Annotated in this window: 13 protein-coding genes and 1 tRNA gene; 11 read left to right on the top strand and 3 right to left on the bottom strand. The window is 72.8% G+C overall.

Features of this window, described 5'->3' with window-relative positions; translation table 11 throughout:
* The first annotated feature begins 3 nt into the window (after nt 1-3).
* The 6 genes from glp to ACQEVM_RS31360 all read left to right on the top strand — a co-directional run bounded on the left by glp (nt 4) and on the right by ACQEVM_RS31360 (nt 4,456).
* Complete coding sequence (glp, locus tag ACQEVM_RS31385) at nt 4-1,344, top strand: molybdotransferase-like divisome protein Glp (RefSeq protein WP_433084586.1); 1,341 nt, start codon at nt 4-6, stop codon at nt 1,342-1,344.
* 73 nt (nt 1,345-1,417) lie between these two features.
* The gene (gene moaC / locus ACQEVM_RS31380) at nt 1,418-1,897 is read left to right on the top strand and encodes a cyclic pyranopterin monophosphate synthase MoaC (protein WP_267800008.1); all 480 of its coding nucleotides are present in this window, start codon (nt 1,418-1,420) and stop codon (nt 1,895-1,897) included.
* Nucleotides 1,898-1,947: 50 nt separating this feature from the next.
* A complete protein-coding gene (locus ACQEVM_RS31375; RefSeq protein WP_433085498.1) occupies nt 1,948-2,493 on the top strand; it encodes a MogA/MoaB family molybdenum cofactor biosynthesis protein in 546 nt (181 codons plus the stop codon).
* Nucleotides 2,490-3,122, top strand: a complete 633-nt coding sequence (locus ACQEVM_RS31370; protein WP_351750065.1) for a GNAT family N-acetyltransferase — start codon at nt 2,490-2,492, stop codon at nt 3,120-3,122. Before ACQEVM_RS31375 ends, ACQEVM_RS31370 begins: the two co-directional genes overlap by 4 nt.
* A gap of 150 nt (nt 3,123-3,272) precedes the next feature.
* A complete protein-coding gene (gene sepX, locus ACQEVM_RS31365; RefSeq protein WP_433084584.1) occupies nt 3,273-4,304 on the top strand; it encodes a divisome protein SepX/GlpR in 1,032 nt (343 codons plus the stop codon).
* Nucleotides 4,305-4,382: 78 nt separating this feature from the next.
* Nucleotides 4,383-4,456, top strand: a tRNA-Ala gene (locus ACQEVM_RS31360).
* Nucleotides 4,457-4,576: 120 nt separating this feature from the next.
* On the opposite strand, the gene ACQEVM_RS31355 is transcribed toward ACQEVM_RS31360, so the two are convergent.
* Nucleotides 4,577-5,071, bottom strand: a complete 495-nt coding sequence (locus ACQEVM_RS31355; protein WP_433084582.1) for a GNAT family N-acetyltransferase — start codon at nt 5,069-5,071, stop codon at nt 4,577-4,579.
* Nucleotides 5,072-5,109: 38 nt separating this feature from the next.
* On the opposite strand from ACQEVM_RS31355, the gene ACQEVM_RS31350 reads away from it, so the two are divergent.
* Nucleotides 5,110-5,913, top strand: a complete 804-nt coding sequence (locus tag ACQEVM_RS31350; RefSeq protein WP_433084580.1) for an exodeoxyribonuclease III — start codon at nt 5,110-5,112, stop codon at nt 5,911-5,913.
* Here ACQEVM_RS31350 and ACQEVM_RS31345 read toward each other — a convergent pair.
* Complete coding sequence (locus ACQEVM_RS31345) at nt 5,895-6,608, bottom strand: MerR family transcriptional regulator (protein ID WP_433084578.1); 714 nt, start codon at nt 6,606-6,608, stop codon at nt 5,895-5,897. The genes ACQEVM_RS31350 and ACQEVM_RS31345 overlap by 19 nt on opposite strands.
* Nucleotides 6,609-6,818: 210 nt before the next feature.
* Between ACQEVM_RS31345 and ACQEVM_RS31340 the strand changes: the two genes are divergently transcribed.
* The 4 genes from ACQEVM_RS31340 to ACQEVM_RS31325 all read left to right on the top strand — a co-directional run bounded on the left by ACQEVM_RS31340 (nt 6,819) and on the right by ACQEVM_RS31325 (nt 10,638).
* Nucleotides 6,819-8,510 carry a flavin-containing monooxygenase gene (locus tag ACQEVM_RS31340; RefSeq protein ID WP_433084576.1) on the top strand — a complete coding sequence of 564 codons (1,692 nt, stop codon included), beginning with the start codon at nt 6,819-6,821 and terminating at the stop codon, nt 8,508-8,510.
* Nucleotides 8,507-9,463: an alpha/beta fold hydrolase gene (locus tag ACQEVM_RS31335; protein ID WP_433084574.1), complete on the top strand. Its 957-nt coding sequence runs from the start codon at nt 8,507-8,509 to the stop codon at nt 9,461-9,463. The genes ACQEVM_RS31340 and ACQEVM_RS31335 overlap by 4 nt, the downstream gene beginning before the upstream one ends.
* Nucleotides 9,460-10,344 carry an SDR family oxidoreductase gene (locus ACQEVM_RS31330; protein ID WP_433084572.1) on the top strand — a complete coding sequence of 295 codons (885 nt, stop codon included), beginning with the start codon at nt 9,460-9,462 and terminating at the stop codon, nt 10,342-10,344. The genes ACQEVM_RS31335 and ACQEVM_RS31330 overlap by 4 nt, the downstream gene beginning before the upstream one ends.
* Before the next feature lie 120 nt (nt 10,345-10,464).
* Nucleotides 10,465-10,638, top strand: coding sequence for a hypothetical protein (locus tag ACQEVM_RS31325; RefSeq protein WP_433084570.1), 174 nt, complete (start codon nt 10,465-10,467; stop codon nt 10,636-10,638).
* 104 nt (nt 10,639-10,742) lie between these two features.
* Here the strand turns inward: ACQEVM_RS31325 and ACQEVM_RS31320 are convergent, their stop codons facing one another.
* Nucleotides 10,743-14,036: a S41 family peptidase gene (locus ACQEVM_RS31320; RefSeq protein ID WP_433084568.1), complete on the bottom strand. Its 3,294-nt coding sequence runs from the start codon at nt 14,034-14,036 to the stop codon at nt 10,743-10,745.
* Between the last annotated feature and the right edge of the window lie 12 nt (nt 14,037-14,048).

Raw genomic sequence — 14,048 nt, 5'->3', positions numbered from 1 at the left:
ACCTTGACCAGTTCCGCACCGCAGGGCACCGATCACGACCGTCTGTGGTCGGTGGACGAGCACCTCGCGGACATCCTCGCCACCGTCCGGCCGTTGGAGCCCATCGAACTCCAACTGCTCGACGCCCAGGGCTGTGTCCTGGTCGAGGACGTCACCGTGCCCGTCGCCCTCCCGCCCTTCGACAACAGCTCGATGGACGGGTACGCCGTCCGCACGGCCGACGTCCAGGGCGCGAGCGAGGAGTTCCCCGCGGTGCTGACGGTCATCGGGGACGTCGCCGCGGGCAGCGGCGCGCTGCCCACAGTCGGCCCCGGACAGGCCGCCCGCATCATGACCGGCGCCCCGCTGCCGCCCGGCGCGGAAGCCGTCGTGCCGGTCGAGTGGACCGACGGCGGGACCGGCGGCGGCGCCGCGGTCGGCATGACCCCCGCCAGCTCCGCGCCCGAGGGCGCGGGCGGCGAGGTACGGGTCCACCGCTCCGCCGAGGCCCGGGCGCACGTCCGCTCGCGCGGCAGCGACGTACAGGCCGGAGACCTCGCCCTGGCCGCCGGCACGGTCCTCGGTCCGCCGCAGATCGCCCTGCTCGCGGCCATCGGGCGGGGCACGGTACGGGTCCGGCCGCGCCCCCGCGTGGTCGTCCTGTCCACCGGCAGCGAGCTGGTCCAGCCGGGCGAACCGCTGACCTCGGGCACCATCTACGACTCCAACAGCTTCGCGCTGGCCGCCGCCGCGCGGGACGCCGGGGCCATCGCCTACCGGGTCGGCGCGGTCGCCGACGACGCGGACACCCTGCGCTCCACCATCGAGGACCAGCTGGTCCGCGCCGACCTGCTGGTCACCACCGGCGGCGTCAGCGTCGGCGCGTACGACGTGGTCAAAGAGGCCCTGACCGCCGTGGCCGCCGGTGAGGACGACGTGGACGGCGGCGCCATCGACTTCCGCAGGCTCGCCATGCAGCCCGGCAAGCCCCAGGGCTTCGGCACCATCGGCCCCGACCACACACCGCTGCTGGCCCTGCCCGGCAACCCGGTCTCCTCCTACGTCTCCTTCGAGCTGTTCGTGCGCCCCGCCATCCGCACCCTGATGGGCCTGCCCGAGTCCGCCGTCAGCCGTCCGGTGGTACGGGCCGAACTCAAGGCCGACAAGGCCCTCGGTTCCCCGGCCGGCCGCCGGCAGTTCCTGCGCGGCGCGTACGACCCGCGGAGCGCGACGGTCAGCCCGGTCGGCGGATCGGGATCGCACCTGATCGCCGCGCTGGCGCACGCCGACTCGCTGATCGTCGTACCGGAGGACGTCACCTCGGTGGAGCCGGGGGCCGAGGTGGAAGTGGTCCTGCTCGGCTGAGGTGCCTCGGGTGCGGGTAGCGTGTTGCACCACACAGGCCCTTGCGGGGCCCGGAGCGGGAGCGGCACCAGATATGAGCACGCAGAGCAGGCTGACGCACATCGACGAGGCCGGCGCGGCCCGGATGGTGGACGTGTCGGCGAAGGACGTCACCACCCGGACGGCGCGAGCCAGCGGACGGGTCCTCGTCTCCCCCCGGGTCGTCGAACTGCTGCGGGGCGAGGGCGTGCCGAAGGGCGACGCCCTCGCCACCGCGCGGATCGCCGGGATCATGGGGGCGAAGAAGACCCCCGACCTGATCCCGCTCTGCCACCCGCTGGCCGTTTCGGGGGTGAAGGTGGACCTGAGGGTCGCCGACGACGCCGTCGAGATCCTCGCCACCGTGAAGACCACGGACCGCACGGGCGTCGAGATGGAGGCGCTCACCGCCGTCGCGGTCGCCGGACTCACCGTGATCGACATGGTCAAGGCCGTCGACAAGGGCGCCGTCATCACGGACGTCCGGGTGGAGGAGAAGACCGGCGGCAAGTCCGGCGACTGGACCCGCGCGTGAACGCCCCGCGCGGCGGCGAGGTCCACAGCCGGCTGAGCCACGTACCGCCGGTGGCCGGCGAGGCGTGGGCGGCACGGCCCGACGCCCCCGAGGCGCCGCCCGTGACCCGCGCGCTGGTGGTCACCGCCTCCAACCGCGCCTCGCAGGGCGTGTACGCCGACAAGGGCGGCCCGTTGCTGGCCGAGGCGCTGGGCGCGCTCGGCTTCGCCGTGGACGGCCCGCGGGTCGTCCCGGACGGCGACCCCGTCGAGCAGGCGCTGCGCGAGGGCGTGGCCGCCGGTTACGACGTCATCCTGACCACCGGCGGCACCGGCATCTCGCCGACCGACCGGACCCCCGACGCCACCGCGAAGGTCCTCGACTACGAGATCCCCGGGATTCCGCAGGCCATTCGCGCGGAGGGCCTGGCGAAGGTGCCGACCGCGGCGCTGTCCCGGGGGCTGGCGGGGGTCGCGGGCCACACGCTGATCGTGAACCTGCCCGGCTCCACCGGCGGGGTCCGCGACGGCCTCGCGGTGCTGTCCCGGATCCTGCCGCACGCCGTGGACCAGATCCGGGGTGGCGACCATCCGAGACCGTCGGGGAGCGAGAGCTGAACGGCCCTTCCTGGCCCGTGGTGTTGACGGACGGCGATGTCACGCTGCGGCCGATAAAACTGCGGGACCAGCGCGCCTGGCGCGAGGTCAACCGCCGCAACCGCGAATGGTTGCGGCCGTGGGAGGCCACGATCCCGCCGCCGGCGCCGTGGGGACCGGTGATCCACCGGCCGACGTACCGTCAAATGGTCCGCCATCTGCGGGCGGAGGCGAACGCGGGGCGCATGCTGCCGTTCGTCATCGAGTACCAGGGGCGTCTCGTCGGCCAGTTGACGGTCGCCGGGATCACCTGGGGCTCGATGTGCGCGGGCCACGTCGGCTATTGGGTGGACCGCGACGTGGCGGGGCGCGGGGTGATGCCGACGGCCGTCGCGCTCGCCGTGGACCACTGCTTCGCGAAGGTCGGCCTGCACCGCGTCGAGGTGTGCATCAGGCCGGAGAACGGGCCCAGTCGACGGGTCGTCGAGAAGCTCGGGTTCCGCGAGGAGGGCGTACGACCGCGCTACCTCCACATCGACGGGGCGTGGCGGGATCACCTGGTCTTCGCGCTCACGGTGGAGGAGCTGCCCGAGGGACTGCTGAGCCGTTGGCACCGGACGGCCGGACACCGCGGAGCCCCTCCGAAATAGTCGAATCGCAAACGCGTTCGAATTGCGCGCCGATTCGCCCATAACCTGATCCGAAGAATCACAAAAAAAGTCCGTGATATCAGCGAGATCGTGCGACACACCGGCTCAATTGGCTGATCCGCCGGCCCGCACCCCTCTACGGTGTGTGGTGTGAGCAGCAGCGGCCTCATCTACGCAGTCATTGTGGGGGCCTGGGCCGCCTACTTGGTGCCCATGTGGCTCCGGAGGCAGGACGAGCTGAACGAAGCCCGTCCGACGGAACGCTTCTCCACTGCCATCCGGCTGCTTTCCGGCCGGGCGGGAATGGAGCGCCGTTACGCCAAGGGGCTGCGCGAGCGCGGTGCCGAAGAGGTGGATCCCCAACCCCACGCGGACCCGGACGTGGCGACGGAGACGGTGAATTCCGTCGACGCCGACGCCCGGGTCCTCGACGTGCCTCCGACCAGGGCGGAGCCCAGATCGGCCGGCGCCGAACGGGCCGAGCGCGCCCGGCGGGAACAGCGCCTCCAGGTGCTCGCGCGCCGCAGGCGCACCACCGCGCTCCTCTTCCTGATCTTCACCCTCGGGGCGATCGTCGCCGCGGTGGGCGGACTGCGCTACCTGTGGGCGCCCGCCCTCCCGGCCCTGCTGCTGAGCACCTACATCGTGCACCTGCGGGTCCAGGAGCGGCGGCGCTACGAGTTCACGATGGATCGGCGGCGCGCCGAGGCCGCCGCCCGCCGGCTCCGCGAGAACCGCCCGCGCCGCCGCGAGGCGGAGTCCGCCGCCGGCACCGAACCGGACCCCTCTCCACCGGTCTCCCCGCAGGAGGCCGGTCGCCGCGCGCTGGTCGAACAGACCGACCACGCCGAGTGGGTGGACCAGCAGCGCGAACGCGAACGCGGCCCCGCCCGAGGTGACAGCTGGGAGCCCGTCCCCGTCCCGCTCCCGACGTACGTGACGGCCCCCGTGGCCCCGCGTGCCACCGGACCGGCGTCCCCGGACGGCTGGAGCGCCACCCGCTCCAGCACCGCCGAGCCGACGGAACCCCGGCTGCGCGCCCAGCCGGCCGTCCCGGCGCCGGCCTCCGAGCCGGAGCCGAAGATCCCCGTCACCCCGCGCCCGCGCGGCCGGGAGCGGGGCCGTACCCCGCTCTTCGACCAGTACGAGGGCGAGGACCGGCCGCGCGCCGCCAACGAGTGATCGGTGACCTGCGCGGACACCTCGGGAAACCGGTTTTGGAGCACCCGCGCGGGGATGCTAATGTTTCACACGTCGCAAGGGCCTGTGGCGCAGTCTGGTAGCGCACCTCGTTCGCATCGAGGGGGTCTGGGGTTCAAATCCCCACAGGTCCACAGACAAGAGATCCCGTCCGGTCGGAAGACCGGGCGGGATCTTTCTTTTGTCCGGGGGCCCGTTGGCACCCGCGCACCGGGGTCTCGACTCCGGTGCGGGAGGCGCGTCGTGGGGTGCGGTCAGGGGTTCAGCGGCTTCGTCATGCAGCGGCTGGAGTCGTGGAAGCGGTAGTGGCCGAACTTCTGCGACAGGGTGTAGCCCGACGAGCCGTAGAGGGCGATGGCCTCCGGCTGTTGGTCGCCCGTTTCGAGGACCATGCGGGTGCGACCCGCCGCCCGGGCGTCGTCCTCCAGCACGGCCAGGATGCGCCGGGCCAGACCGAGGCCGCGGGCCTCGGGGACCACGTACATCCGCTTGATCTCGGCGTCACCGTCCGAGTACCCCTCCTCGCCGTGATCCTGGCTGCGCCAGGCACCGCTGGCCACCGGGGTGTCCGAGGCGTCGTAGGCGAGGAGGTAGAGGCCGTTCGGCGGGACGAACATCGCCGGGTCGAGGAAGGTGGCGTCGCCCTCCCCCTCGTAGCGCTCCTGGTATTCGATCTGTACCCGGGCGTCGAGTTTCGCCGCGTCGGGGTGGTCGTAGGCGACGGTGCGCAGGGTTATCCCATGAGACATCCGAACATCGTACGGAACGCTCCCGCTAAGGTGCTGGGATGCTCACCGTGACCTCCGTGAATGTGAATGGGATCCGGGCCGCCGCGAAGAAGGGCTTCGTGGAATGGCTGGCGGGATCCGACGCCGACGTCGTGTGCCTCCAGGAGGTGCGGGCCGAGGAAGGGCAGATCCCGGTCGAGGCCCGGGAGCCGGAGGGCTGGCACACCGCGTTCGCGCCGGCCGCGGCCAAGGGGCGGGCCGGGGTCGCGGTGTACACGCGCAGGGCGCCCGAGGCGGTGCGGGTCGGATTCGGGAGCGACGAGTTCGACGCCGCCGGCCGCTACCTGGAGATCGACCTCCCCGGGGTGACGGTGGCCAGCCTGTACCTGCCGTCCGGCGAGGCGGGTACCGAGAAGCAGGACGAGAAGTACCGCTTCATGGCCGAGTTCCTCGATCATCTCGTCCGGCTCGGGGAGCGGGCCGCCGCCGACGGGCGCGAGGTCGTCGTCTGCGGCGACTGGAACATCTGCCACCGGGAAGCCGACCTCAAGAACTGGAAGACGAACCGCAAGAACGCGGGCTTCCTGCCCGAGGAGCGCGAGTGGCTCGGGAAGGTGTACGAGCAGGCCGGGTACGTCGACGTCGTGCGCGCGCTGCACCCGGACACCGAGGGTCCGTACTCGTGGTGGTCCTACCGGGGCCGGGCCTTCGACAACGACGCCGGCTGGCGGATCGACCTCCAGGTCGCCACCCCGGGACTGGCCGGCAAGGCCGTGAAGGCCTTCGTGGAGCGCGCGGAGACCCACCCCGAGCGCTGGTCCGACCACGCGCCGGTGACCGTCGTCTACGAACTCGGCGTCTGAGGGCGCTGCTCCCGCTGCTGGTGCAACCGGTCCATAGCCATCGTCAGCTCGGCCTCCACCACGCTCTTGGCCAGCGGGCGCAGGCGCGGGACGGCGTCGTCCGCGATGTGCGTGGATATGAGCTCGGTGAACAGGGCCGCCATGGCGTCCGCGTGCTCGCGGACCCGGCGGCCCGTCTCCAGCACCGCCGCGAGCGGAACGCCCTCGCGGACCAGCGCCGAGGAGACGTCCAGCAGGCGGCGACTGACGTGCACGATGGCGTCGCCGTCGGTGGCGAGGTAACCGAGGTCCAGTGAGGCCGCCAGGTTCTCCGGGGTGACCTCGCCCTCGAAGTAGTCGGCCAGGGCCTCGGGGGACATGCGCACCGGGGTCTCCTCGGACCAGCCGATGCCGAGCAGCTCCCCGAGCTGGCCGACGTCGCGCCCGTTCTCGAAGGCGGCCGTCAGCTCCGCGATGCCGCCGAGGGTGTGGCCGCGTTCCAGCAGGCCGGCGATGGTGCGCAGGCGGGCCAGGTGGTGATCGTCGTACCAGGCGATCCGGCCCTCGCGGCGGGGCGGCGGCAGCAGCTTGCGCTCCCGGTAGAAGCGCAGGGTGCGCACCGGGATGCCGGCCGCCTCGGCCAGCTCCTCCGTACGGTATTCGCGCACGGCACTCGGCACGATCGTCGTCCTTGCTTCCGTCTCGTTGTCGGCCACGTGCGCAGCCTAGGCGGTGTCCCGTCCGTCGGGCGGCGTCCCGCCGATCGGGCGTACCCCGGGCGTACCCGCAGTAACTTTCCGGGCGCGACCCCTACCCATGAGTACGAGGCTGCTCTACTCTCCCGATTGTGCCAGTGATTGCTGGCAGTGTTGCACTGGTGGTTGTGGCTGGGCTGGGCTGGGACTGCGGAAGCGGAGGCGGCGGGCATGGGTGGCAAGGGTGACGGCGTGGACGGGCGCGAGCACGTGAGGGTGGCGGTGATCGGGTCCGGGTTCGGCGGGCTCGGGGCCGCCGTACGACTGCGCCGCGAGGGGATCACGGACTTCGTCGTGCTGGAGCGCGCCGATTCCGTGGGCGGCACCTGGCGCGACAACGACTATCCGGGGTGCGCCTGCGACGTGCCCTCCCACCTCTACTCCTTCTCCTTCGCGCCCAACCCCGACTGGCCCCGGACCTTCTCGGGCCAGCCGCACATCCGGGCCTACCTGGAGCAGGTCGCCGACACGTTCGGGCTGCGACCGCACATCCGACTGAACTCCGAGGTCCGGCTGATGCGCTGGGACGCCGACGAGCTGAGGTGGGAGATCGAGACCCCGACCGGGAGCCTCACCGCCGACGTGGTGGTCTCCGCGACCGGGCCGCTGTCCGACCCGAAGATGCCCGAGATCCCCGGGCTCGCCGAGTTCCCCGGCAAGGTCTTCCACTCGGCCCGCTGGGACCACGACTACGACCTGCGCGGGAAGCGCGTCGCCATGATCGGTACCGGCGCCTCGGCCATCCAGATCGTGCCGGCCATCGCTCCCGACGTGGACCGCCTCACCCTCTTCCAACGCACCCCGCCGTGGGTGATGCCGCGCACCGACCGGGCCATCTCCGCCTTCGAGCGCCGGCTGCACCGGCAGTTGCCCTTCACCCAGGCCGCCCGGCGCAGGCTGCTGTGGGGGATCCGGGAACTCCAGGTCAGCGCCTTCACCAAGCGGCCGAACCAGCTCGGCCTGGTCGAGTCCCTGGCCAAGGCCAACATGGCGCGTTCGATCAAGGATCCGGGGTTGCGGGCCAAGCTGACGCCCTCGTACCGCATCGGCTGCAAGCGCATCCTGCTGTCCAGCGAGTACTACCCGGCACTGGCCCGGCCCAATGTCGATCTGGTCGCCTCCGGGCTCAAGGAGATCCGGGGCTCGGTTCTGGTCGCCGCCGACGGGACCGAGACCGAGGTGGACGCGATCGTCTTCGGCACCGGGTTCCACGTGACGGACATGCCGATCGCGGACCGGGTGGTCGGCACCGACGGCCAGACCCTCGCGGACGCGTGGAAGGACGGGATGAAGTCGTTGCGCGGTGCGACGGCCGCCGGCTTCCCCAACTGGATGACGATCATCGGACCGAACACCGGTCTCGGCAACAGCTCGATGATCCTGATGATCGAGTCGGCGCTGAACTACATGGCCGACTACCTGCGGCAGTTGGACACCCTGGGAGGCCGGACCGCGCTCGCGGCCAGGCCCTCCGCCGTGAACGCGTGGAACCGACAGGTGCAGTCGCGGATGGAACGCACCGTCTGGAACACCGGCGGCTGCACCAGCTGGTACCTGGACGCCAACGGGCTCAACACGACGGTCTGGCCGGGCACCACCGGCGCCTTCCGCCGCGAGACCCGCACCGTCGACCTCGCCGAGTACGAGGTCCTCCGCAAGGGCGGGGAGCCGCGGGCGGAGCGGGCCGCCGCAGGGGCCGCTTCGGGCGGCGCTCAGACCTTCCCGACCGCCGCCCCGACCTCCCTGATCGCCCCGATCGCGTCGGCCTCCCGCGCCGGCGGGGCCGAGGTGGACGCGCCCGGGGTCGCCGTGCGTGAGGCCGCACCCGCGGTGGCCGTCACGAGCGACGGGAGCGCCGCGTGAGCCGCCGTCCCGCCCACGTCACGTCCGGACCCTACGCGCCCCCGGTCGCCGGTCGGGAGCTCACCGCCGTCTCCGCCGACGGGGCCCGGCTGCACGTGGAGGTGCACGGCGACGCGGGCGCCCCGCCCGTGGTGCTGGCCCACGGCTGGACCTGCTCCACCGCTTTCTGGGCCGCCCAGACACGGGACCTGGCCCGCGACCACCGGGTCATCGCCTACGACCAGCGCGGCCACGGCCGCAGCCCCGTCGGGCTCCGGCACGGCACGACCGCCCTCGCCGACGACCTGGTGGCCGTACTGAAGGCCACCCTCGCGCCCGGCGAACGGGCCGTCGTCGCCGGGCACTCGATGGGCGGCATGACGATCATGGCCGCCGCCGGGCGGCCCGAGTTCACCGAACACGTCGCGGCCACCCTGCTGTGCAGCACCGGCAGTGGGGGGCTCGTCGCCGAGGCGCTGGTGCTGCCGATGCGTGCCGGACGCGTGCGGACCGGGATCACCAAGGCGGTGCTCGGCTCCCGCGCCCCGCTCGGGCCGGTCACGCCCGTCGCGAGCAAGGTGCTCAAGTACGCCACCATGGGGCCCGGTACCGCGCCCGACCGGGTCGAGGCCGTCGCCCGCATCGTGCACGGCTGCCCCGCGGCCGTCCGGTACGCCTGGTCCCAGGTCCTGGCCGACCTGGACCTGGGCGAGAACCTGGCCCGACTGACCGTGCCCACCGCGGTCCTCGCCGGTACCGGCGACCGTCTGACTCCGATCGCCCACGCCCGCCGCCTGGCCGCCGCGCTGCCCGACTGCCGCGGGCTCACCGAGCTGACCGGCATGGGACACATGACCCCGATCGAGGCCCCCGAGGCCGTCACCCGGGCCGTGCGAGAGCTGACCGCCCTGTACGCGGGAAGCGCTGGCCACCGGCAGGACCACGACACATCCCCGAAGGAGAAGACGCCGTGAGCGCTCGCAGGAGTCTGGAAGGTCAGGTCGCCGTCGTCACCGGCGCCGCCCGCGGGGTCGGTGAACTCCTCGCCCGCAAACTGTCCGCGCGCGGGGCGAAGGTGGCCCTGGTGGGTCTGGAGCCGGAGGCCCTCAAGGAGGTCTCCGAGCGGCTCCACACCGAGAGCGACCACTGGCACGCCGACGTCACCGACCACGAGGCGATGGCCCGGGTCGCGCAGGAGGTCAAGCAGCGGTTCGGCAAGGTGGACATCGTCGTCGCCAACGCGGGCGTCGCCGCCGGCGGGCCGTTCGTCGACTCCGACCCCGACGCGTGGCGCCGGGTGATCGAGGTCAACCTGATCGGCGGCGCCGTCACCGCCCGGGCCTTCCTGCCCGTGCTGATGGAGAGCCGCGGCTACTTCCTCCAGATCGCCTCGCTCGCCGCGATCACCCCGGCGCCGATGATGACGGCGTACTGCGCCTCCAAGTCCGGTGTCGAGGCGTTCGCGCACTGCCTGCGCGCCGAGGTCGGGTACAAGGGCGTCAAGGTCGGCGTCGGCTACCTCTCCTGGACCGACACCGACATGGTGCGCGGCGCCGACCGGGACGAGGTCATGCGGGAGTTGAGGCAGCGGCTGCCCTGGCCCTCGAACCGCACGTACCCGCTGGGGCCGGCCGTCGACCGGATCGTGGCCGGCATCGAGCGGCGTTCGCCGCACGTGTACGCGCAGTGGTGGCTGCGGGGCATGCAGGGCGTGCGCGGCTACCTGCCGGGCATCATCGCGACCGTCGGGCAGCGCGAGATGGCACGTTTCGAACCGAGGCTCGGCGGCGTCTCCAAGGGGCTCGTGGGGGCCGGCGGGGCCGCGGACGAGCAGGGGCGCAGCACGTCCCGCTGATCGCGCCGACGGTGGTCACGACGGGGCGGATCCCGACCGGATCCCGACGGGACTCCGACCGGACCTCGACCGTCAAGTGCCCGAAATGCGCACTTAACGACCGCGTGGAAGTCTGGGCGCATGTCTATCAGGGAGCAGTTCCAGGACAAGGCGAGAGAACTCGAACGCAGGGCCGCGAAGGCCCGGGAAGCGAGGGACGAGGCGAAGGACGCGCCGGGGGACCCGATGCCGACGGCGGTACGGGACCGGGCCGCCGGACCCGGTGACGCGTTCGACCGGCCCTTCGAGGAGTAGGCCGAGGGGCGGGTCGGGACGGGTGGGACGAGGACCGTGTGACGAGGACCGTGTGACGAGGGGCGGGACCGCGAGCGCGGTCCCGCCCCTTCGACGACCCGCCGCTACCGCGCCGAATCGGCCGGGCGCGGCGGCAACTTCGGGCGTCGCAGGTCCGGGGCGTCCGCGTAGCCCGGGGGTACCGCCGCCGGGTCCTGCTCCAGCAGTTCCAACGCCAGGTGCACCGCGTCGTCGAGTACCGCGTGCCGGCCCTCCGCCCAGTCGAGCGGCGTGCGCAGGATCGCCAGGTCGGGCTCGACGCCGTTGTTCTCCACCGACCAGCCGTACTCCGGGAACCAGGCCGCGTTCATCGGCACCGTGATCACCGTGCCGTCGCCCAGGACGTGCCGGCCGGTCATGCCGACCACCCCGCCCCAGGTGCGCTGGCCGACCACGGGGCCCAGCCCCAGCAGCTTGAACGCCGCCGTGATCATGTCCCCGTCGGAGGAGGTCGCCTCGTCGGCCAGGGCCACGATCGGGCCCCGGGGCGCGTTGGAGGCGTACGACACCGGCTGGGCGTTGCGCGTCAGGTCCCATCCGAGGATCGAGCGGGTCAGCTTCTCCACGACCAACTCGCTGATGTGACCGCCGGCGTTGCCGCGCACGTCCACGATCAGTGCGGGTCGGGACATCTCCATCCGCAGGTCCCGGTTGAACTGCGCCCAGCCCGAGCCGCCCATGTCGGGGATGTGGAGGTATCCGCACCGGCCGCCGCTGAGCTCGCGGACCACCGCCCGGCGTTTGGACACCCAGTCCTGGTAGCGCAGCGGCCGTTCGTCGATCAGGGGGACGACCGCGACGCGGCGCGCCCGACCCTCGCCGTCCTGCTCGAAGGTCAACTCGACGGTGGTGCCGCCCGCCGCGTCCAACAGCGGGTAGGGGCCGGTCACCGGGTCCACGGGGCGGCCGTCGATGTGCGTGAGCACGGCGCCCTCGCGGATGCCGGTGCCGGCCAGTGGGGAGCGGGCCTTGGAGTCCGAGGACTCGCCGGGCAGGATCCGTTTGATCATCCAGGCGCCGTCCCGGCACACCAGGTTGGCGCCGAGCAGGCCGATGGCCCGCTGGTAGTGGGGCGGGCCCTCGTTGCGGCGGGCGGGGGAGACGTACGCGTGCGAGGTGCCCAGTTCGCCGAGGACCTCGCGCATCAGGTCGGCGAACTCGTCGGGGGAGGCGACCCGTTCGACCAGGGACCGGTACTGGCGCAGCACCCCGTCCCAGTCGATGCCGCACATGTCGGGCTCCCAGAAGTAGGCGCGGATCAGCCGGCCGGCCTCCTCGTACGCCTGGCGCCATTCGGCCGCCGGGTCCACCTCGTGCAGGATGCGGCGCAGGTCGAGGTAGACGGTGGAGTCGCCGTCGCCCGACTCGGTCGAGGGGACGGCCCGCAGGTCTCCGTCGTCGTTGATCACCAGCCGGGTGCCGTCGCCGCTGACCGCGAACCAGTCCAGTCCGGAGGCGAGTTCGCTCTTGCGGGCCTTGGAGATGTCGTAGTGCTCCAGCGTCGGCTTGCCGCTGGTGTCGGAGGGGTTGGCGAAGGTCTCGCCGAGCGCCCCCGAGATCGGCCAGCGCAGCCACACCAGGCCGCCGCCGTTGACCGGGTACAGGGCCGAGTACTTCGACGCCGTGACGGGGAAGGGCGTGACCCGGCTCTCCAGGCCCTCCACTTCCACGGTCACCGAGCCGTCCCCGTCGCCGGACTCGCCCTCCACCGGGTCGAGTCCGCCCGCCGCGGGGCGGCCGTCGGGGGAGAAGGCGAACGGCGAGGGTGTCGCGGAGGACAGCGGCACCAGGTACGGGCGGCAGCCGAGCGGGAAGGACAGGTCGCCGGTGTGGACGTCGTACACCGGGTCGAAGCCGCGCCAGGACAGGAAGGCGAGGAACCGGCCGTCCCGGGTGAACACCGGGTTCTCGTCGTCGAAGCGGCCGTTGGTGACGTCCACGACCGTGCGGGTGCCGGGGCCGGCGATGCGGGCCATCTTGATCTGGCGCAGCGAGCGCCCGATGCCCGGGTGCGACCAGGTCAGCCAACAGCCGTCGGGGGAGAACGCGATGTCGGTGACGGGCCCGTTGATGGACCGGATCAGCTCGGTGACCTCCCCGTCGGACTCCTCGGTCGCGTCGATCAGCAGCAATCGGCCGTCGTTGGAGGCGACGGCGAGCCGCTCCCCGTCCGGGTCGGAGAGCAGTTCCAGTACGCGGCCCAGCCGGCCCGAGGCCAGCCGGCGGGGTTCGCGGTCGCCGGAGGCGCGGGGCAGGTAGGCGATCTCGATCGCGTCCTCGCCCTCCGCGTCGGTCACGTACGCCACCTGGCCGCCGCTGCCGAGCATCTCGGGCAGCCGGGCCCGTACGCCCGGGGTGTCGGCGATGGTGCGGGCCGGTCCGTCGCGGTGGGTGAGCCAGTACAGGCTGCCGCGCACGACGACGGCGCTGGCCCGGCCGGTCGCGTCGACGGAGAGCGAGTCGACGTGGTGGGCGGCCGGGATCTGATAACTGCGCCGGCCGGCGCGCGGGCCACCGAGGCGGACCTCCAGCTTGCGCGGGACGGCGTCCGGGGCGAGGGAGTCCACGAGCCAGAGGTCGCCCGCGCACTGGTAGACGACCCGGGTGCCGTCGCTGGAGGCGTGCCGGGCGTAGAACTCCGCGTGGTCGGTGTGGCGCCGCAGGTCGGTGCCGTCGGGGAGGCAGGAGTAGAGGTTGCCGATGCCCTCGTGATCGGAGAGGAAGGCGATCCGGCCGGCCACGAACATCGGCGAGTCGAGATGGCCCTCCACGTCCTCCAGCAGCCGCCGGCCGTGCAGCCAGAGCCGGCCGGTGGCGCCGCCGCGGTACCGCTTCCAGGCGGCGGGTTCGTGCGGGGGCTTGCCGGTGAGCAGCAGGGTTCGGCGCTCGCCGTTCGGTTCCTCGCGCACGGCGATGTCGGACACCGGGCCCCAGGGGAGCTTGCCGCCGGGGCTGCCGTCGGTGGGCAGGCTGTAGGCCCAGGAGTAGTACGAGAAGGGCTGGGCGTGCGAGGAGACGGCCAGGATGTCGCTGCGGCCGTCCTTGTCGGGCGGGGTCCAGCCGCAGACGCGGGTGTCGGTGGAGCCCCAGTGGCTGAGGCGGCGGGCCGGACCGCCGTCCACGGGCGCGAGGTGGATCTCGGGGTCGAGGCTGCGCCAGGTGGTGAAGGCGATGTGCCGGCCGTCGGGGGAGAACCGCGGGTGGCCGACCCGGGTCCGGTCGACGGTGATCCGCCAGGCCCGGCCGGCCGGGCCGTCGGGCGGGGCCAGGGGTGCCACCCAGAGGTCGTCCTCGGTGGCGAAACACAGCAGGTCGTCGTGCAGGTGCGGGAACCGGAGGTACGCGACGTCGTGACTCACCCCCCAATGCTT

It is taken from the genome of Streptomyces sp. CA-243310 (assembly GCF_050936775.1).
Classification (GTDB): Bacteria; Actinomycetota; Actinomycetes; order Streptomycetales; family Streptomycetaceae; genus Streptomyces.
The sequence above is the reverse complement of the archived record's forward strand: the minus strand, read 5'-3'. Positions and strand labels throughout refer to the sequence as shown.

Bases quoted from the DNA above. Each gene is read 5' to 3' on its own strand.
- ACQEVM_RS31340 (WP_433084576.1), top strand. From the start codon at position 6,819: ATGGGTGGCAAGGGTGACGGCGTGGACGGGCGCGAGCACGTGAGGGTG.
- ACQEVM_RS31325 (WP_433084570.1), top strand. From the start codon at position 10,465: ATGTCTATCAGGGAGCAGTTCCAGGACAAGGCGAGAGAACTCGAACGC.
- ACQEVM_RS31355 (WP_433084582.1), bottom strand. From the start codon at position 5,071: ATGTCTCATGGGATAACCCTGCGCACCGTCGCCTACGACCACCCCGAC.
- moaC (WP_267800008.1), top strand. From the start codon at position 1,418: ATGAGCACGCAGAGCAGGCTGACGCACATCGACGAGGCCGGCGCGGCC.
- ACQEVM_RS31350 (WP_433084580.1), top strand. From the start codon at position 5,110: ATGCTCACCGTGACCTCCGTGAATGTGAATGGGATCCGGGCCGCCGCG.